Annotated in this window: 21 protein-coding genes; 8 read left to right on the top strand and 13 right to left on the bottom strand. The window is 54.5% G+C overall.

Annotated elements, in window-relative coordinates; genetic code table 11:
- Positions 1 to 10 precede the first annotated feature (10 nt).
- A complete protein-coding gene (locus ACMGGE_RS09240; RefSeq protein ID WP_420293684.1) occupies positions 11 to 1,771 on the bottom strand; it encodes an AAA family ATPase in 1,761 nt (586 codons plus the stop codon).
- Between the two features lie 186 nt (positions 1,772 to 1,957).
- On the opposite strand from ACMGGE_RS09240, the gene matP reads away from it, so the two are divergent.
- Positions 1,958 to 2,410 carry a macrodomain Ter protein MatP gene (matP, locus tag ACMGGE_RS09235; protein ID WP_008499929.1) on the top strand — a complete coding sequence of 151 codons (453 nt, stop codon included), beginning with the start codon at positions 1,958 to 1,960 and terminating at the stop codon, positions 2,408 to 2,410.
- Between the two features lie 66 nt (positions 2,411 to 2,476).
- Here matP and ompA read toward each other — a convergent pair whose 3' ends face one another.
- Entirely contained in the window at positions 2,477 to 3,532 is a 1,056-nt protein-coding gene (gene ompA, locus ACMGGE_RS09230) for a porin OmpA (protein WP_008499928.1), read from the bottom strand.
- 354 nt (positions 3,533 to 3,886) lie between these two features.
- The gene (gene sulA, locus ACMGGE_RS09225; RefSeq protein WP_032637628.1) at positions 3,887 to 4,396 is read right to left on the bottom strand and encodes an SOS-induced cell division inhibitor SulA; all 510 of its coding nucleotides are present in this window, start codon (positions 4,394 to 4,396) and stop codon (positions 3,887 to 3,889) included.
- 217 nt (positions 4,397 to 4,613) lie between these two features.
- Between sulA and ACMGGE_RS09220 the strand changes: the two genes are divergently transcribed.
- Positions 4,614 to 5,240 (top strand): TfoX/Sxy family DNA transformation protein, encoded by a 627-nt coding sequence (locus tag ACMGGE_RS09220; RefSeq protein WP_420293683.1) that lies wholly within the window; start codon positions 4,614 to 4,616, stop codon positions 5,238 to 5,240.
- Here the strand turns inward: ACMGGE_RS09220 and yccS are convergent.
- Positions 5,197 to 7,359, bottom strand: coding sequence for a YccS family putative transporter (gene yccS / locus ACMGGE_RS09215; protein ID WP_420293682.1), 2,163 nt, complete (start codon positions 7,357 to 7,359; stop codon positions 5,197 to 5,199). The two genes, ACMGGE_RS09220 and yccS, sit on opposite strands and share 44 nt — an antisense overlap.
- A 19-nt stretch (positions 7,360 to 7,378) precedes the next feature.
- A complete protein-coding gene (locus ACMGGE_RS09210; protein ID WP_023343701.1) occupies positions 7,379 to 7,825 on the bottom strand; it encodes a YccF domain-containing protein in 447 nt (148 codons plus the stop codon).
- A 123-nt stretch (positions 7,826 to 7,948) separates the two neighbouring features.
- On the opposite strand from ACMGGE_RS09210, the gene helD reads away from it, so the two are divergent.
- Positions 7,949 to 10,003 (top strand): DNA helicase IV, encoded by a 2,055-nt coding sequence (gene helD / locus ACMGGE_RS09205; RefSeq protein WP_420293681.1) that lies wholly within the window; start codon positions 7,949 to 7,951, stop codon positions 10,001 to 10,003.
- Between the two features lie 59 nt (positions 10,004 to 10,062).
- Here helD and mgsA read toward each other — a convergent pair whose 3' ends face one another.
- Both mgsA and csgI read right to left on the bottom strand, forming a co-directional pair.
- Complete coding sequence (gene mgsA, locus ACMGGE_RS09200; protein ID WP_008499922.1) at positions 10,063 to 10,521, bottom strand: methylglyoxal synthase; 459 nt, start codon at positions 10,519 to 10,521, stop codon at positions 10,063 to 10,065.
- 80 nt (positions 10,522 to 10,601) lie between these two features.
- Positions 10,602 to 11,264 carry a curli synthesis inhibitor gene (gene csgI, locus ACMGGE_RS09195; RefSeq protein WP_045908361.1) on the bottom strand — a complete coding sequence of 221 codons (663 nt, stop codon included), beginning with the start codon at positions 11,262 to 11,264 and terminating at the stop codon, positions 10,602 to 10,604.
- A 173-nt stretch (positions 11,265 to 11,437) separates the two neighbouring features.
- Here csgI and ACMGGE_RS09190 point away from each other — a divergent pair, with 173 nt between their 5' ends.
- The gene (locus tag ACMGGE_RS09190; protein ID WP_008499920.1) at positions 11,438 to 11,851 is read left to right on the top strand and encodes a CoA-binding protein; all 414 of its coding nucleotides are present in this window, start codon (positions 11,438 to 11,440) and stop codon (positions 11,849 to 11,851) included.
- A gap of 37 nt (positions 11,852 to 11,888) precedes the next feature.
- On the opposite strand, the gene hspQ is transcribed toward ACMGGE_RS09190, so the two are convergent.
- Together hspQ and rlmI are read right to left on the bottom strand one after the other, a co-directional pair.
- The gene (gene hspQ / locus ACMGGE_RS09185; protein WP_008499919.1) at positions 11,889 to 12,206 is read right to left on the bottom strand and encodes a heat shock protein HspQ; all 318 of its coding nucleotides are present in this window, start codon (positions 12,204 to 12,206) and stop codon (positions 11,889 to 11,891) included.
- A gap of 60 nt (positions 12,207 to 12,266) precedes the next feature.
- Complete coding sequence (rlmI, locus tag ACMGGE_RS09180; protein WP_069719494.1) at positions 12,267 to 13,457, bottom strand: 23S rRNA (cytosine(1962)-C(5))-methyltransferase RlmI; 1,191 nt, start codon at positions 13,455 to 13,457, stop codon at positions 12,267 to 12,269.
- 169 nt (positions 13,458 to 13,626) lie between these two features.
- Between rlmI and ACMGGE_RS09175 the strand changes: the two genes are divergently transcribed.
- Positions 13,627 to 14,436 (top strand): DUF4225 domain-containing protein, encoded by an 810-nt coding sequence (locus ACMGGE_RS09175; protein WP_353143198.1) that lies wholly within the window; start codon positions 13,627 to 13,629, stop codon positions 14,434 to 14,436.
- On the opposite strand, the gene ACMGGE_RS09170 is transcribed toward ACMGGE_RS09175, so the two are convergent.
- Entirely contained in the window at positions 14,433 to 14,747 is a 315-nt protein-coding gene (locus ACMGGE_RS09170) for a hypothetical protein (protein ID WP_047071946.1), read from the bottom strand. The two genes, ACMGGE_RS09175 and ACMGGE_RS09170, sit on opposite strands and share 4 nt — an antisense overlap.
- A gap of 201 nt (positions 14,748 to 14,948) precedes the next feature.
- Between ACMGGE_RS09170 and ACMGGE_RS09165 the strand changes: the two genes are divergently transcribed.
- From ACMGGE_RS09165 to yccX, 3 genes are read left to right on the top strand one after another with little or no spacing between them, the layout of a single operon-like run.
- Positions 14,949 to 15,506, top strand: a complete 558-nt coding sequence (locus tag ACMGGE_RS09165; protein ID WP_420293680.1) for a kinase inhibitor — start codon at positions 14,949 to 14,951, stop codon at positions 15,504 to 15,506.
- 10 nt (positions 15,507 to 15,516) lie between these two features.
- Entirely contained in the window at positions 15,517 to 16,305 is a 789-nt protein-coding gene (locus ACMGGE_RS09160) for an AraC family transcriptional regulator (protein WP_252073583.1), read from the top strand.
- A gap of 11 nt (positions 16,306 to 16,316) precedes the next feature.
- A complete protein-coding gene (yccX, locus tag ACMGGE_RS09155; protein ID WP_023617863.1) occupies positions 16,317 to 16,598 on the top strand; it encodes an acylphosphatase in 282 nt (93 codons plus the stop codon).
- Here the strand turns inward: yccX and tusE are convergent.
- The 3 genes from tusE to ACMGGE_RS09140 form a co-directional block, all read right to left on the bottom strand.
- Positions 16,595 to 16,924, bottom strand: a complete 330-nt coding sequence (tusE, locus tag ACMGGE_RS09150; protein WP_008499913.1) for a sulfurtransferase TusE — start codon at positions 16,922 to 16,924, stop codon at positions 16,595 to 16,597. The genes yccX and tusE overlap by 4 nt on opposite strands.
- Before the next feature lie 68 nt (positions 16,925 to 16,992).
- Entirely contained in the window at positions 16,993 to 17,544 is a 552-nt protein-coding gene (locus tag ACMGGE_RS09145) for a LuxR C-terminal-related transcriptional regulator (RefSeq protein WP_420293679.1), read from the bottom strand.
- Between the two features lie 10 nt (positions 17,545 to 17,554).
- The gene (locus tag ACMGGE_RS09140) at positions 17,555 to 18,712 is read right to left on the bottom strand and encodes a CfaE/CblD family pilus tip adhesin (protein ID WP_420293678.1); all 1,158 of its coding nucleotides are present in this window, start codon (positions 18,710 to 18,712) and stop codon (positions 17,555 to 17,557) included.

The raw sequence follows: 18,712 nt of genomic DNA, 5'->3' as shown, positions 1-18,712 counted from the left end.
ACAAGTCCGATCAGTTCGAACTAAACCAGCCCAGCCAGCGTAACGGCCATGGATAACGGTGACGAGCATCCTGCTGTGTCGCCTGAGCAATGCGCTCCTGGATAGTCTGCATCAGGGTGGTTTGCCCTTCGCCATCCCATACCAGGTTTGTCAGTAAGGGTAGTGCATCCTCAATCCCTTCGATGGCCCAGATAGCGAACTGCTCTTGTTCAACCGCATCCAGGATCTCCTGACTGAGGCTTAAATGGCGTGCGTTGGGAGCCGGAATAATCACACCCTGCTTGCCGTTTAAACCGCGCTGCTGACAGATAGAGAAGAAGCCTTCAATTTTCTCGTTGAGGCCACCCACAGGCTGCGCACGACCAAATTGATCCACCGAACCGGTGATCGCAATATTCTGATTGATAGGCACTTCCGCCAGGGCGCTGATTAAGACGCACAGTTCAGCCATAGAGGCGCTATCGCCATCCACTTCGCTGTAGGACTGCTCAAACGTCAGCGAGGCGGAGAAGGGGATCTGTTGCTCAAGCTGCAGTTCAGACATCAAAAACGCCTGCATGATCATCATGCCTTTGGCGTGAATGTTTCCGCCCAGCTCGGCTTTGCGTTCGATATCGGTAAATTCGCCATCGCCAATATGCACAACGCAGCTGATACGGGATGGCTCCCCGAACGCGCGCGGATGGCCAGGAAATTCAATCACCGACAGGGCGTTAATCTGACCGACGCGTTCGCCTTCGGTTTCCACCAGAATTTGTTCCAGCAGAATTTCATCCTGCATACGGTCAGCAAGATAGCCTTCTCGCCACTGTCGCTGAGCCAGCATCTGGGTGAATTGTTCTCCGGTGAACGCACCGTTACCGCTAATCACACCCACTTCACGCAGCTGCTTGCCGATCCAGAGCGGGCAGAGTGGCAGCGTTTCCTGGTCACCGGTATAACGCACCGCTTCGCGTATCAGGCCTGACCACGCGTCAGCGGCAGGCGTTGGCAGCGCAAAACGTTCGGCAACGGCCATCACCCACTGACACCACTGCGCCATATCGTCGGCATCGGCAATCTGGATATTGTCTTCGTATTCGCTATATACCGCCTGCTCAGCCAGTTCCGGCTCCATTTCCTGGAAATCCGCCAGCGATTCACGATCGCCCGTCAGCACGACGGTTAACAACAGCGGCATAGACGGAACAGAGACGGGCAGAGGACGGGACTCATCGTAGCCGACCCAGTCGAAACGCTGCTGGTGCACGATGGTTTTCAGACGCATCCACAGCAGCGGCTGCGAGAGCAGGGTACGCAGCGAGATGATCAGGACACCGCCATTTGCGCGATGTACCAGTCCCGGCTGCAGCGAAAGCTCGCCGTTAAACTGGCGCAGACAACCAAAGAGTTGTTCTGCCTCGACCCAGTTCGCGGTAATCACCTCGCCCTTAGCGGCAAAACGGCCGTCGGCCTGTGCCGCCGGTTCGAAAGTGACATCATGTCCCGTAATACGATACTGGCCGCCAAAAACGGCATTCGCTTCCGGCTTTAACTGACGCACGGCATCCCCGAACAACGTCAGGTATTCCGCTTCTTCCGGGGCTTTGAGCAGCATGAAAGGCGCAGTTGCCCATGGGCTTAATGCCTGCTCCAGCGCGTAATGCAAACGGGGCTGCGTATCGCTAAGGATGAATTCGTGTTCTTTTGCGAGATCTGGCTGTGCAAACAGTTCCTGATAACTTTCGGTATCCGGAACAAGGTCACGCCATGCAAGTTTCGTAATGGTCAAAGTTGATGTTTTTTAGTCAGATGTAAAAGCGTGGAGTATACCGTAAGCGGGGGGCTGTACCCAAGCAGGATTGGGGATTTCGACAGGGTGATTGGCTGCATTCACTCACAGGATATGATTTCTTTTCAGCAGATTGCTAAAAAACTGATATTCTGAACAGAGTTACGTGGTAACACTGAGATCGCAATGAAATATCAACAACTGGAAAATCTCGAAAGCGGCTGGAAATGGAAGTACCTGGTCAAAAAGCACCGTGAAGGGGAGCTGATCACCTGCTACATCGAAGCCAGCGCTGCACAAGAAGCCGTGGATATTTTGCTGACCCTCGAAAATGAACCGGTACAGGTTAACGGCTGGATTGAGAAACACATCAATCCAGCCTTGTTAAACCGGATGAAGCAAACTATCCGTGCGCGACGCAAACGGCATTTTAATGCTGAGCATCAGCACACACGCAAAAAATCAATCGACCTGGAATTTGTTGTCTGGCAGCGCCTGGCCGGGCTGGCGCAACGACGGGGCAAAACGCTGTCGGAAACCATCGTGCAGCTGATTGAGGATGCAGAACATAAAGAGAAATACGCCAACCAGATGTCGACACTGAAGAACGACCTTCAGGCGCTGTTGGGTAAAAAGTAGATTTTTTTACTTTTCTTCAGACAATAAAAAACCCCGCATTGCGGGGTTTTTTTATAAGACGATAACTTATGCCGCTGGCTGAGTTACAACGTCTTTGATGCCTTTAACTTCGATCTCTACGCGACGATCTGGAGCCAGGCAGTCGATCAGTGCAGCGCGAGCTTTCACGTTGTCACAGGTGTTGCCAGTAACTGGGTTAGATTCGCCCATACCACGTGGGGAGATCTTGTTAGCTGGGATACCTTTAGAGATCAGGTAATCAACAACAGACTGAGCACGTTTCTCAGACAGTTTCTGGTTGTAAGCGTCAGAACCGATACGGTCGGTGAAGCCCAGAACCACTACAGAACCGTCTTTAGGATCCAGGTTGCTCAGCTGGGTGTACAGCTGATCCAGTGCCTGCTGGCCTTCTGGTTTCAGAGTCGCTTTGTTGAAGTTGAACAGAACGTCAGACTTCAGAGTGAAGTGCTTGGTCTGTACTTCTGGAGCTGGAGCCGGCGCTGGAGCAACAACTGGTGCTGCTTCTTCCTGCTGGCCGAAACGGTAGGAAACACCTACGCTCAGCATGCCGTTGTCTGGACGAACACCAACGGTGTTGCCGTCGCCGATGTTGTTAACCCACTGGTATTCCAGACGGGTAGCGATGTCACGGGTCATAGCCCACTCAACGCCACCAGCGAATACTGGGGAAACACCGGTGTCATGGTCGTCGCCAGCGATGCTGTTGCTGGAGTCAGCGCGCCATACCATGCCGCCCAGACGGGTGTACACGTCCAGATCGTCAGTTACTGGGTAACCCAGTTTAGCGGTCAGCTGAACGCCCTGTGCTTTGAAAGCGCCGTTTACGGTGTCGCCTTTGTATGGCATACGACCTAACCAGTCGTAACCCATTTCAAAACCAACATACGGGTTAACCTGATAGCCACCGAACGCACCTGCACCAAGCTGGCTCTCGTGAGTTGGGCCATCATTGTTCAGGCTGCTGTTGTACCAGCCAGTGTCGTGGAACTGAGACCAGCCCAGTTTACCACCTGCATACCAGGTATTATCTTTCGGAGCGGCCTGCGCTACGGTAGCGAAGCCAGCCAGTGCCACTGCAATCGCGATAGCTGTCTTTTTCATTTTTTGCGCCTCGTTATCATCCAAAATTCGCCATGAAAGTCTCAAGAGAGAATCACGGTTAAATCCTTCACCGGGGGGCGTGGTCAAATATAAATCTACCGATATCTTCGGCTTAGGCCGAGCACCCCTGGCGATGTAAAGTCTACAACGTAGCTGAAAACTTACAAGTGTGAAGTCCGTCAGGCATATGAAAAAAAAAGTTCCGTATACCGATTATTTAACATTTTTCGAACGAATTTTGTGCAATAAAATGAAGGAGAACCGCACCAGACAAGCCTTGCCGCAATTTTGAGGTCGGGAACTAAAACCTCATCTTGCGGTCAAAAAAAATTCCAGGAAAAATCTTAATTTCACTCAATGATACAAATTTGAGTGAATTTTTAGCCCAGAAAGTTGTCCTCTGCGGTAAGAATCCGATCGAACCGGACGCATAATGAACCCGATCGCATTCCCTTCTTCAGCAGCTTCAGTCAGGCGGAAATGTTCCTCTTCCGTCAACTCTTCCGGTAACCAGCCAATCACCACGCTGTAATTCCCTGTGCGTAACGCGCGGATCATCGACTCAACGGTATCGCAAGGCGAGAGCTGATTAATCTGCATGACCTTGGTCAGCGGAAGGCCAGCGGACTGAACCCACTCGCGGCTCAGCTTTTGCTGTGGCGTGAGCCAAAGCTGCCAGCGCGATTGCTGACCGAGCTGTTGTAATAACGGCAGTAACAGAAGTTGCGTTAACAAGGGCTGGTCTTCACGATAAACCACTTCACTGATAAGCCCTGTGGAAACACGCTCGACGGAATTCTGCGCGACATTGCCTGCGGCAGAAGAGAGAGAGATTGCGCGATTTGCATAGCCTGAAGTGTGCATATTCATTCCAGCCCTGTAGTTACTGTATGGATATACAGTAACCCCTGTATGCCCAAAGATCAACCTCATTTTCGGAAAGCGACTCGCAAAATTCATTCAATCTTGATGCCCCTCGAAAAATCATCTTGCTCAACGACGATAAGTTGCCTATTTTCCTGCTAACGGATCCGCTAGTAAGAAATTTTGTTGTTAGTCTATGATTCTGAAGGGAAATATCATGAAAAAGATATCTTATGAACGGATTTATAAATCCCAGGAATACCTGTCCCCGTTGGGCGAGATTCATCATCGCGCGCTGTTTGGCGGCTACACCCTGGCGGTGGATGATGCGGTCTTTGCAATGGTGTCCGATGGCGAACTTTATCTTCGTGCGTGTGAGGAGAGTGCAAAATACTGTGTAAAAAACGCCTCCTCCTTTTTGACGTTGATGAAGCGAGGCCGCCCGGTGCTGCTCAACTATTATCGTGTGGATGACGGATTATGGCAGGACAGGGAGCGGTTGCTTCAGCTCTCCTCGTTTGCGCTCAGTGCGGCAAGGAAAGAGCGCTACCGGCGTCATCAACGAAACCGTCTTAAGGATCTGCCGAACCTGACCTTTCAGCTTGAAGTCTTGCTCTTTGAAGCCGGTATCACCAATGAAGAAACGCTGCGGGCGCTGGGCGCCAGAGCGAGCTGGCTGAAGATGCGGGCAAAGAATAAAGCGCTCAGTATTAAAGTTCTCTTTGCGCTGGAAGGGGCTATCGAAGGGCTGCATGAGGCGGCACTCCCGGCAGGCATCCGCCGGGAGCTGACGGAGTGGTTTAACGCGCTGCCTGAGCCACAGGAGAGTCGTTCCTCCAGGTAGCGATGTGCTGTTGCAGCCGACAAATTTCAGGCAGCAGAGCGATAAGCAGGCCTATCTGCTGAAGAACCAGCGGCGCTTTGCTGTCGTTTCCCGGGTCAAGGTGCGCAATGCGTTGAGCCAGTTCATCCAGAGCCTGTTGCACACGCGGTTCATCGGCTGGGCGGTGATGCAGTGCATCATCGACATAGCAGACGGCGTCATCAAGGAGGTTGAGAATTCCCGGGTTGGTGAGCTTCTCACGGTGGGCCCCCAGCGTCGAAATATAGCTGGTGAACGTATGGTTAAGGCAAAGCAGGCGAAACGCGGTCTCACGAATCTCTGCCGTGGCGCGCGGCTCCGTTGACATGTTAGAGACAACGGAGGCCAGTTCAGCATCACTGTTATGCGCGTCTCGACGTGCTATCCGGTAAGCCAGACGGTTATCGCGGCCTTGGTGATACTGCTCCAGAATAGCGTCAAGGTAACGACAGTTGGCATTCATCGCCCTGTCTACCACGCGCGGCAAATTGCGAAAACGCCAGTCCGGCCAGATAAAGCTGACCGCGGCCCAGGCGATCGCGCAGCCAATCAGCGTATCAATCACGCGGGGCAGGGCGACTTCAAACCCTTCACCCAGCAGATTAAAGCAGAGCAGCACCAGCAGCGTGATGAACATGGTGGCATGGGCGTACTGCACGTTGCGAAACGCGAAAAACAGCACGCCGGTGATCACGATCAGAATCAGTTGCCCCTCGACGGAAGGCACGAAATAGAGCACCGGTAGGCCGATTGCGACGCCGACCAGCGTGCCGATAATGCGCAGCGCAAGACGGTGTCGGGTGGCGTTATAGTTCGGCTGACAGACGAACAGGCTGGTCAGCAGGATCCAGTAGCCATGATGCAGCCCGGTTATCTGGATAAAGGCATACCCCACGCACAGCACCAGCGACATTCTCACCGCGTGGCGGAAGAGAGCTGACTCCGGGGTAAAGTTGCGGCTCAGGCGAAGCCACATATCGCTAAAACCGTGCACGCTGTCATCAGCAAGCTGATTGTCCACTTCACTGCCCGGAAGCGCCATCGCCTGCTCGGACTCAATGGTCGCCAGCTGTGCGTCAATCGCCCGCAGGTTGTTCAGCAGAAAGCCCAGCGCTTTGATGTGTTCCGGTGACGTTCCGCTGGCCTGAACGCGGTCGAGCGCCGCGTCAAGATGGCTGAAAACGCGTTCAAAACGTGGGTCATGCTGATAGGGCGTGCGCAGCAGAATGGAGCGCGAGAGCTGCTGGCACGCCTGGGACTGCATGGACAGAAGACGCTGGAAGCGGAACATCACGTCGCTATAGCGGAACTTCTCGCGCAGGGCGGCATATTGGACGTGCGAGGAGCTGGCACGTTCATGAATGTCCTGAGCGGCAAAATAGTAGTGTAAGGTTCTTCGCGTTCCGCGCTGACCGCGATCGCCGCGCAGACGGGTCAGCAGAGAGGCTTTTGTCTGGTTGAGGGTGGCAACCAGCTGGCCATTAGCCAGCGCCAGATCGTAGAGCGGCGCCTGGCTTTCTTCCTCGATATCCGGGTCGAAAAGCCGGGATTTCAGTTCCAGATAGTGGGCTAGCTGCTCAAAGCTGCGGGCAAGGTTGTCCTGCAGAGGGCGAACCGGGAAGAGCAGATGACCGGTTAAGGTCAGCAGGTTATACCAGATGGCACCGAGCAACAGCAGAACCGGCTGCTGGTACCACTGGTCGTAGAGGGATGCGCCCAGCATGGTGTAGATGGCGATCAGCAATGCACCAAAAGCGATGGTGGCATAGCGCTGCCCAAGGCCGCCCAGCAAAATAAACCCGCTGGTTGAGAGCGTCAGACCCAGGGCAAACAGCCAGGGCCAGGGGAAAAGTAACTCAACGGACGCTGAGGCAATAAAAAAGCAGACGAGCGTGATGACCAGGTTACGTAAACGCCCGGCCAGACGATCGTCCAGGTCCGCCAGCGCCCCGGCCACGACGCCCAGCGTGAGTGGGATGGTGAGCTTGACATCATTCAGCCACCAGGGCAGGGCAACCGTGCCGCAAAGCGCGATAAATATCCTGACGTTATAAAGCCAGGTGCTGTTCCAGGTATAACGGCGAAGCAGTGGGCTTAGCATAAACGCGGCCAGTCCTTAGTTACTGAAAACGACGACGCGCATTGGCTTCACGCGCCGCCTGGGCCACTTCGACCGGAACAACCCTGCGCCCGACGGGCCAAAGGGCGATCGCGGCGATCTTAAAGTTCGCGATCCCCACCGGAATACCAATAATCGTGATGCACTGCGCAATACCGGCAAAAATATGCATGATGCAGAGCCACCAGCCGAAGAAAATCAGCCACAGAATGTTCAGCAGGGTTCCGCCCGTATTCATCAGGGCGTTTTTGTTCTCCGGATTCAGCTCGTCAACGTGGATGGCTTCATTCCCGTAGGGGACGAAGGAGAGTTTTGTGATTTCCCAGCAGGAGCGGGTCAGGGGGAGCGTAAAAATCAGGACGATGCTCACCAGCGTGGCAAAAAGCCAGGAAAGGGTGGTGGCAAAACCGCCCAGCACAAAATTCAACACATTCAGAACGGTACGCATAAACCCTCACTTCCTTTCGATAAAATTAACGCCCAATGATTGTAACGTTTTTTTAGGCTGGAGCACCTTAAAACTGGCAGTTACACTGTCAGGTAAATTATCTCTTCGTGGATTTGGCGGAACATGGAACTGAAAGCAACGTCGTTAGGCAAACGTCTGGCGCAACACCCATACGACCGGGTGGTTCTCCTTAATGCCGGGGTGAAAGTCTCCGGAGAACGCCACGAATACCTTATTCCGTTTAATCAGCTTCTGGCTATCCACTGCAAACGCGGGCTGGTGTGGGGCGAACTGGAGTTCGTACTCCCTGACGATAAAGTCGTGCGACTTCACGGCACCGAATGGGCAGAAACCCAACGTTTTCATCATCACCTGAACGCGCTCTGGCAGCGGTGGAGTCAGGATATGAGCGTGATTGCCGCCGGGGTGCTTCAGAAGGTGCTGGAAGATATCGCGCAAAGCAACGCGCAGCATTCGTGGCTCACCCGTCAGCAGACCGCCGGGCTACAGCAAAAAATCCGGCAGGCACTCTCGGCGCTGCCGATCTCCGTGACGCGTCTCGAGGAGTTTGACAACTGTCGCGACGCCTGGCGCCAGTGCCAGGCCTGGTTGAATGATAAGGATAAAAGTCGGCTCGCCCATAATCAGGCCTGGACGGACGCCATGCTCACCCAATACGCCGACTTTTTCAGTACGGTGGAGTCTTCGCCGCTCAACCCGGCCCAGGCGCGCGCGGTGGTTAACGGCGAGCAGTCGCTGCTGGTGCTGGCGGGGGCCGGTAGCGGTAAAACGTCGGTGCTGGTGGCCCGTGCCGGCTGGCTGCTGACGACCGGGGAAGCGGTCGCCGATCAAATTCTGCTTCTGGCCTTTGGTCGCAAGGCGGCCCAGGAGATGGACGAACGGATCCAGGAACGTCTGCATACCCGGGATATCACGGCCAGAACCTTCCATGCCCTTGCCCTGCATATTATTCAGCAGGGCAGTAAAAAAGTGCCTGCTATCAGTAAGCTGGAAAACGATGCGCAGGCGCGTCAGGCGCTGTTTATCAAAACGTGGCGCCAGCAGTGCAGTGAGAAAAAGGCGCAGGCGAAAGGATGGCGTCAGTGGCTCGAGGAGGAGCTCAACTGGGACGTGCCGGAAGGCAGCTTCTGGCAGGATGACAAACTGGCGCGTCGGCTGGGTTCACGGCTTGACCGCTGGGTCAGCCTGATGCGAATGCACGGTGGAACGCAGGCAGAGATGATTGAAAGCGCGCCGGAGGCGATCCGCGATCTGTTTTCGAAGCGGGTCAAGCTGATGGCGCCGCTGCTGAAGGCCTGGAAAACCGCGCTGAAAGCGGAAAATGCCGTCGATTTTTCCGGCCTGATCCATCAGGCCATCATCATTCTTGAGAAGGGGCGTTTTGTCAGTCCGTGGAAGCATATTCTGGTGGATGAGTTCCAGGACATCTCTCCGCAGCGTGCAGCATTGCTCTCAGCGCTGCGGGCGCAAAATAAGCATACCTCGCTGTTTGCGGTGGGGGATGACTGGCAGGCCATCTATCGCTTCAGCGGGGCACAGCTTTCGCTGACGACCGCATTCCACCACTATTTTGGCGAAGGCGATCGCAGCGATCTGGACACGACCTACCGCTTCAATTCACGGATTGGTGAAATCGCCAACCGCTTTATCCAGCAGAACCCGCATCAGCTGGCAAAGCCGCTCAATAGCCTGCGGGCAGGGGATAAAAAAGCCGTGACCCTGCTGGCGGACGATCAGCTGGAACCGCTGCTGGACAAGCTCAGCGGCTATGCGAAGCCTGATGAGCGTATCCTGGTGCTGGCGCGCTACCATCACCTCAAACCCGAGGCGCTGGAAAAGGCGGCCACCCGCTGGCCGAAGCTGCAGCTTGAATTTATGACGATTCACGCCAGCAAAGGGCAGCAGGCCGACTATGTGATTGTTATGGGGCTGAAAGAGGGCAGCGACGGTTTCCCGGCTCCGGCCCGCGAGTCGGTCATGGAGCAGGCCTTGCTGCCGGTGCCGGAAGACTTCCCGGATGCCGAAGAGCGGCGTTTGCTGTATGTGGCCATGACCCGCGCGCGCCATCGCGTGTGGCTGCTGTTCAGTAAAGAGGAGCCATCCGTGTTTGTCGATATTTTGAAGAATATTGATGTGCCGGTGGCGCGGAAGCCTTAACGAAGACGGGCAAGGATGGTTAGGCCGGGTAAGGCGTAGCCGCCACCCGGCAAAAAAAGCTACTTCAATCTCTCTGAAAGATAACGCTGATAGTCCGGAATAAGGATATCTACCGGTGAGTTAAACTGCGGCGATTCGATGATGAAATCCGCCGTCGAGAGGTTTGTCGCCACCGGAATATTCCATACCGTCGCCAGACGCAGCAGGGCTTTGACATCCGGGTCGTGCGGAACCGCGTTCAGCGGATCCCAGAAGAAGATCAGCACATCAATCTTCCCTTCGGAGATCTGTGCGCCGACCTGCTGATCGCCACCCATCGGGCCGCTCAGCATGGCGTTCACCTCCAGACCCGTTTCGCGCTGGATCAGGTTACCGGTGGTGCCGGTTGCCGACAGGGCGTGCTTTTCCAGCAAAGACTGATGGCGGCGAACCCAGTTAAGCAGCATTTGTTTACAGTGATCGTGCGCCACCAGAGCAATGTGTTTGCGTTCCGGGAGCGTGCGTGTTGTCAGTTCCATAATCATATCCATCAGGTTAACTGCCTACACGATGACGGGAACCGTTTGACGCTGCAAGAGAAAGGCGTAAAAAATGTGGCTTATGATGAAGGTTGTTGTTTTGCCCACTGTAAAAACCGGGCCCGCGTGTCGGCATCGGCCTGCTGGAACCAGAATTTAAGGCGTTGTTCCGTCAGGGTCTGGGACTGGGGAGGAATGACGTCCAGTTCTGAGACGCCGGAAAGCAGCGTACTGTCGTCAGCCATCATGGTGGCAAACTGGGGAAGCGACGCGCGTTTACCCGCTTTGTTATAGGTCTGCGTCGCGGCCTCGTAGTCCGGACCTTTCGGTGAGGTCGTCAGCGCCAGAATATCCAGCTTCACCGGAATCGGCATCGCATCCCCGTCCAACAGTTCAATGCGGGGAGACGCGTCGAAGGCCGCCGATTCCTTCTCGGTTTCAAGACGAGGCAGGGTAATATTGACCTGACTGATTTGCCGGGTATTAAAGCTGACAATCAGCGGCGGGGAGATATACATCCTTTGCTCGTGATTCGCCAGACCGATCGATTTTTCCACCCGGAATACCAGCTGATGCGGCCCGTTATCCAATTCGATGCTGTCCGCACCGCGCAATAAGGAACTGGAGACCTTTTTTCCGTCCAGTACCAGGAGATCAATATCGGTAGAGAGCCGGAGCGTGGTCGCAAAAACGCAGACCGGCATCACTAACGCAATCAGAGCAGTGGCAATACCGGTTTTCATAGAAGGCTCCCGTCAGAAATCCTGTCGCCGCATTAATGTATCTAAATTTTTCGAGAATCATGTTTACTAACATATAGACATATTTCGCCGTTTTGCCCTCATGCGTCGGTATGGGATGGATGGTTGAGATGTGCGGTTTGGCGTACACTTTTAAAAAAGCCAGGAGAAAAACCATGAAAGAGAACGATATTGCCGAGATTCTGACATCCACGCGTACCATTGCGCTGGTGGGCGCGAGCGATAAACCCGATCGTCCAAGCTATCGGGTGATGAAATACCTTCTCGATCAGGGCTACCACGTCATCCCGGTCTCGCCAAAAGTGGCGGGGAAAACCTTACTGGGCCAGCAGGGTTATGCCACGCTCGCTGACGTGCCGGAAAAAATTGATATGGTTGATGTCTTCCGAAACTCCGAGGCGGCGTGGGAAGTGGCGCAGGACGCTATTGCCGTCGGGGCGAAAACGCTGTGGATGCAGCTGGGCGTGATTAACGAGCAGGCTGCGGTGCTGGCGCGGGATGCGGGGTTAAACGTCGTCATGGATCGCTGTCCGGCGATCGACATCCCCCGTCTGGGGCTGGCGAAATAATAAAAAAAAGCCCGTTCATCGGGCTTTTTTTACACGCTTAGTTCCGCAGGCGCGGAGCCTGTAACTGTTTGCGGATAGTCTGAGCAAGTTCATCCATAGTGGGTTGCTCCGGATGCTCTTCCTGCAGCTCGCTGCTTAGCTGCGCTTCAGCAAGATAGGTGTGAACGGGTTGTCCATCATCCCCCTCCATCACCACATGGTACCAGGGCGCGGCGCGAAGCTCTGCGTTCACCGCCAGCTCGTCTGCTGACGGTTCATCAAGGGAATACTCCGGGTCGATATCCACGACCACACCCAAATACCCGAGCAAAGTGTGGCGGACCTGCTGGCCGATACCGAATTTGCTGGCAATCATAGTCACCTCCCGGGAAATACGACTTACACGTTATGTGCGGGCAATATTTCTCTTTTCAAGTTACATGACGCGACAGGCAAACCCTTTCAGATACAGTCCTTCCGGGTAGGTAGCAATCACGGGGTGATCGGCTGCCTGACGGAACTGCTCTATAAATTGTACATCACGGCCAGCATCTATTGCGGCATCGGCGATGATTTTCTGAAATAAATCTGTGGTCATCAGGCCGGAGCAGGAGAAGGTGAGCAGAACTCCGCCCGGGTTCAGCAGCTGGATGGCCAGCATGTTGATATCTTTATACCCACGGCAGGCACCCATCAGCTGGCTTTTATTTTCCACAAACTTTGGCGGATCCATCACGATGACGTCGAACTTCTCGCCCTGGTCGCGGTATTTACGCAGCAGCTTGAAGACGTCGTCGCGTATAAATTCGGCTTTGCTCAGATCCAGTTTGTTCAGCTCGACGTTTTGTTTTGCCACGTCCAGCGCTTCCTGCGAGGTATCCACGCTGACCACCTGGGCACAGCCGCCCATCAGCGCCGAAACGGCGAAACCACCGGTGTAGGAGAAGCAGTTCAGCACGCGCTTGTCGGCAACGTACTGACGCGTAGCCAGGCGGCTGTCGCGCTGGTCAAGGTAGTAACCCGTTTTATGCCCGCCCTGAATATCCACCAGCAGCTTCATGCCGTGCTCTTCAATCGGCAGCAGGGCAGGCGGCAGCTCACCCGTGACCGGCCCCTGCGTCAGCTCCATGCCCTCTTTTTTGCGCACCGCCACGTCGCTGCGGTCGTAAATAGCACATTCCGGGAACAGGGTTTGCAGGGCGCTAATCAGCGCAGCACGCTGGTATTCTGCACCGGCGCTCAGGAGCTGCAGCACCAGGAAGTGGCCGAAGCGATCGATGGTCACGCCCGGCAGACCGTCGGACTCACCGGCAATCAGGCGATAGCTGTCCAGCCCGTCGCGTTTTGCCAGCCACTCACGCCACTGCTGCGCCTGCTGCAGACGACGCACGAAGAAGTCGATGTCGATGGTTTCGTCTTTATCGAAGGTCCAGACGCGGGCACGGATCTGGGACGCTGGCGAGTAGGCGCCTCGCGCTAACCATTTCCCCTGATGGTCAACGATATCAATGGTTTCACCGAGGCTGGCTTTGCCTTCCATACGGGCAACCGCGCCGGAAAAGACCCAGGGATGACGGCGCAGTAATGATTTCTCGCGCCCTTTGGCTAACACTAAACGTACACTCATAATTTGCTGTTCTGTCGATTTCAGGGAAATGGCGCGTAGAGTAGCACATCAAAACGGATCAGAGCTTGTTGAAATCATTTTCTGTTGTTCCTGATCGCGTCGCACGTAAAATAATCAAAGCGATGGAGTAATTAAGCTCGTTACCGTTAAAAAGCCGGAGGGAATCAAAATGGATATTGCGTTACTAAATAAGGGAAGAAACAGGGCATGGTCTGAGACCATGGTTAATCTGGAGGCGCGTAAGCTCGTTGATACAGCCAACCAGTTATCAGCCTTCTACCTTCAGGACGGGCTTTGTCGTATCAAGTTTGTAGAAGAAATAAAACAGGTCGTTGAAAAGGAGTTTGCAACAGCGCGTCGTGCCAGAACAGATGAAGAATGTATGGTTTGCATCAAGAATCTTCGAGCTGAAACGGAAAATCTTCGTGAGCAAGAGCATCTGCTAAGAACTCGCGCCGCGCAGCTTTATGCAAAAGTCGAGTTTGTCAGGGAAAATAATAAAATTGTCGGATATGTCATTACGGCAGTGAATGTTGTGCTATCAGGCGTCGTTTTGTTTGGTGGATTTGTGATGTTATCCACTATGGGGCCGATAGGCATGTTTGCAGGAGCTGTCCTTATTGCTGATGGAATTAACGGGTTGACCCGGGAAGTACTCAACTTTGATCTACCAGCAGGACAAAAACCTTCACAGGGAATGATTGCTGATACCGTTATGGAAACAGCTCAGTTTATGGGGTTCAGTCCCAACTCAGGATTGGCTTTTTATAACGGTGTTACTCTTGGTGCCAGTGTCTATAGTATCGCTGGACTAGCCCGAAAAACGGGAGCGTGGAGATTGTTTCGATGGCTTCCACACGATTACTATCGCAAAGTCAGTACGATGGGCGCGCCTAAACTCACGATGAAGATTGTCGGATATGGCGTTAAAGCCAAGGTCATTTTTGATCTGATAACAACAGATAACGGAATCCGTTAATCTCTGGTGCTTTTTCGGTAACGCCAGGATTTATACGACAGTACAGGAGGCTGTGCGAGAGTCATGATGCTTACCCCTATGATAATCGCCAGCCCCCACGCCAATGCTTTGAGAGGTGAACTGAAAACGACAAGTATAATCAGGATCGTGAAGCATACACTGGCAACCCAAAGTAAGGTATTAAATCGACGGGCGAGATCGTAAATCGCCTCTTCAAGCGTTCCACCGTATCTCTCAACGTTATTTTTTATCTTCTGCAAGTCAGACAGTGTGAAACCAGAACGCAACAGAGCTTCATCAGTGACATTCATATCGTTTTCCTTTCACGCAAAAAATCCCATTTACTGTTTGTACACGTACATACTCACGGTGCGTAGAGTAGCACATTCAGCAAGGCGCAATCATCTGCGGATGCCGTTGAGCGTTTCGGCACAAAATCAAATCGCTTAAGCACATTGGGGCATTGTTGCGTGCTTTATCTTAGGGCTTCCGGTTCAGCAAAGGAAATACCCATGAAAAAGCGCAGTGTCATCACAATAGCCGCTCTGACGGCAATGAGTTTTCAGGTTTTCGCCGCAACGTCTTTCAGCATGACCAGCCGGGATATTTCCGGCGACCGGCGGTTAGCGTCACCGCAGGAGTTTGAGGGATTTGGCTGCCACGGTGGGAATACCTCACCGCAGCTGGTGTGGGAAAATCCGCCCGCGGGTACGAAAAGTTTTGCCATTACGGTCTATGACCCTGATGCGCCTACCGGCAGCGGCTGGTGGCACTGGACCGTAGCCAACATTCCCGCGAAGACAATGACGCTGCCCGCTGGTGCCGGTAACCCAAATGGCGAAAAATTACCTGCTGGCGCTGTGCAGGGGCGTAATGATTTCGGTTATTCTGGATTCGGCGGCGCATGTCCCCCTGCCGGGGACAAGTCTCACCGCTATCAGATTACCGTCTGGGCGCTGGACGTGGATAAACTGCCCGTCGACAAAAATGCCAGCGGCGCGCTGGTCGGTTTTATGCTCAATAGTCACGTTCTGGCAAAGGCTCAGTTAACAGCAACCTACAGCAGATAAGGATGGCGGGGTGCAGGAGTTCCATTTTCGACATAAACATCTCACGGCGGGTGAAGTGAGTGCCAGCAAAATGCATCGCCTGCACCAGGTTAAGCTCTTTTTTCCGGCGATTTGCCATATCACTCACGGCAGTAAGGTGATTGTGCAGGACGACAACCGCCTGGTGGCAACCCGGGATGAGCTCATCATTATTCCTGCCAATACGGCGATGGAGATCATTAATCAGCCTGCAAACGGTCTGTTTCACTCGGACTTGCTGATGTTATCGCCGGAAATTGTTGCCGAGTTTAAAGCGCATTACCTGAAATCCTGGCCGCGCATGACGTTACATTCGCTCTGCGCTCCGCTGAGCGAGGGGCTGGCGTTTATGTGGGATAACCTGCTGCACGCCGTGCGTCAGGAGTTACCGGAGGCGTTGCAAAAACATCAGACCTTCGGTCTGCTGCTGGCATTGCTGCATGACGGCGTGGCAGGTCCGCTGCTTATTGAGCGAAACAATAACCTGACCGAGCAGGTGCGACAGTTCATCATGCTGTCGCCCGCCAGAGCCTGGACCGCGCAGGATGTCGCCAGCCGTCTCGCATTAAGCGTGCCGACGCTGCGCAGGCGGTTACGCGAGGAGTCACAGAGTTTTCGCCAGATTGTGGAGGAGGTGAGGATGGGCGTTGCGCTGTCACAGTTACAGTCAACCCGATTACCGATCGGCGAAATCGCATTACAATGTGGGTATCTGTCCAGCTCTCGTTTCACCGCCCGTTTTCGGCAACACTACGGCTGTTTGCCGAAAACGCTACGTTAAGGAGAAGAAGAATGTCTAAAGTCTGTACTATTGCCTGGGTTCACGGCGTTGTTCAGGGCGTCGGGTTCCGCTACAGCACCCAGCGCGAGGCCGTTCAGCTTGGGCTAACGGGATACGCGCGCAACATGGATGACGGCAGCGTTGAAGTGGTCGCCTGCGGCGAAGCGGAGCAGGTCGACAAGCTGGTGGCGTGGCTAAAGGCGGGCGGGCCGCGCAGCGCGCGGGTTGATAAGGTACTAACGGAACCGCATCAACCCGGCCGGGAGTACGTTAACTTCGGTATTCGCTACTAAATGCACTTCACCGGTTTAGGCAGGCCGGCAATTTTGGTGGCCTGTTTTGCCGGGCCTTTCGGGAACAGACGATAGAGATAGCGGCTGTTGCCTTTCTCTTCACCGAACTTATTGGCCATCGCCTTGACCAGCATGCGGATGGCCGGTGATGTGTTGAATTCAAGGTAGAACTCGCGGACAAAACGCACCACTTCCCAGTGTTCGGGGGAGAGGGTAATGCCTTCGTTTTCCGCAATTTTCTCCGCCAGCGGTTCGCTCCAGAGCGTCGTATCTTTCAGATAGCCTTCGCTATCGGTCTCAATTTCCTGGCCTGCAAAAATGAACATAATCTTCTGTCGTAGGTGAAAAATCGGCGACAGTGTAGCAAAAAAGCGGGCTCAGGATAAACCGTGACCTACAGGAGCAGCTGAAGCAGGTTGTTGGCATTGAGCTTCTTCAGCGCGTTGCATTTATGGGTTGAAACCTGCTTCTCCGACATGTGCGTCACGATGGCAATGTGGCGGACCGGCAACCCGGTCAGCATCAGATCGAGCACGTTGAATTCAGGAACGGTCAGGCAACAGTCCAGGCTTCGAACGCGACGCGGCTCTTTTGCCAGCAAATACGCCGCATCAGCAACGGCGATCCTGTCGTCGATGATATAAAGCGTTAGCGTACCGAAACGCTTGCGTAAATGCGTCGCCAGCGCCCACCCCTTTTCGTTGCAGACCAGATAAAGGTTGCCTTTCCAGCGGGCGGCTTCCAGCCTGAGCAAAATGTTGATCAGCGCCTGATGCGTCGCCGCCACGGAAAAACGGCAGCGGACGACAATCACGCGGCGGGTAAGCAGCGTTGGCTGCCACTGTACGGTATCGCTTATGACCTCTGGCTGGACGCCCCGACGCAGCAGCGCATAGCGCAACCCTTCGGCGTAAAATCGATTATTGTCGAGAATGGCGTAACTCACGGTGACCTCGTTATAACGTGCTGGGCGTATAGATAACGCGCAGCGTGCCGGTATAGTCGCCTGCGTTTTTGCTGCTGGCGGCAAACGCGGGGGTTTTCAGGGTAATAGGGGCAGGGATGCACAGCACGCTTTCGCGTCCGCCCGGCAGAACGACCTGACGCAGATACTGCGGATCGTTAGTGCCCTGCCAGACCACGGTTTTACCGTTCGCGACCGTTTCGGTTGCGCCTGTGACGGGATGGGTGACGGAGACCTGATAGTCGAGACGATCCCGCGCATCGGTCTGGCTTCCACCGCGCCGCCGGATAGAAAACGCCCCTTCGGCACGCCCCTCTGAGGGAAGCCCGTCATCCTCAAAGCGCAGATAGGCGCGGGTGCTGGTGCTGTTTTTGCCGTCGTACAGGCACATATCCAGCGTGTTTTCCCCCTGGATCTCGCTACCCCCGGGGCGCCCCGGGAAGTTGGTCAGGTTGAGGTTAACGATGGGCGTGGAGTGCGGAAAGGCCGGCAGATAGATCTGCTGGTTTCCCGGGTCGACCACCTCAATGCGAATATTTGCCTGCCATTTGGCGATGGTGAGATAGCCAGGACAGCCGACATTCACGTCATTGAAGTTCCCGCCGCAGTCGGCGCTTCCCCACTGGCGCAGGTTCTGCTTCAGCGTGGCGGTCCAGATCCCCGGCAGGGCGAGCTTATCCAGTTCGCTTTTCACGATATAGAAATCGAAGTAGGGCTCTCTGTTCCACGCCGGGAGGTCGACCGTTCCTCCGGTCACGAAGCTGGCGAAAATAAACACTCTGTTGTTGATAAACATGTAGTGATCGCCATACACCTTGATATCCACCGTCTTGCTGGTGAGGGCATGCGTAAAACGCAAGTTGATGGCATAAGGCGCGGCCGGGTTCGCCGAGAACCAGACCGGGGCGTTCATGCAGGCGCCGTTCGTGGTGTCAGTCCGGGACTCACAGGTCAGGGTGTTACGCCCCCACTTTTGCGGATCGGCGGGGTCATAACCACCCGATTCATGAAACCAGATGTCAAAACGCGCAGGCGGTGCCATACGATCGAAGCTGATCCCAACGCTGGAGTTTCGTCCCGCGGGGGCGCCCGCCAGCGTCTGGCCAGCCCACAGGCTTAACAACAGTAAAATAAAGAGGCACTTAATCAC

The organism is Enterobacter sp. BNK-22 (assembly GCF_048684805.1).
Classification (GTDB): Bacteria; Pseudomonadota; Gammaproteobacteria; order Enterobacterales; family Enterobacteriaceae; genus Enterobacter; species Enterobacter quasiroggenkampii.
This window is presented reverse-complemented; position numbering and strand designations above follow the sequence as displayed.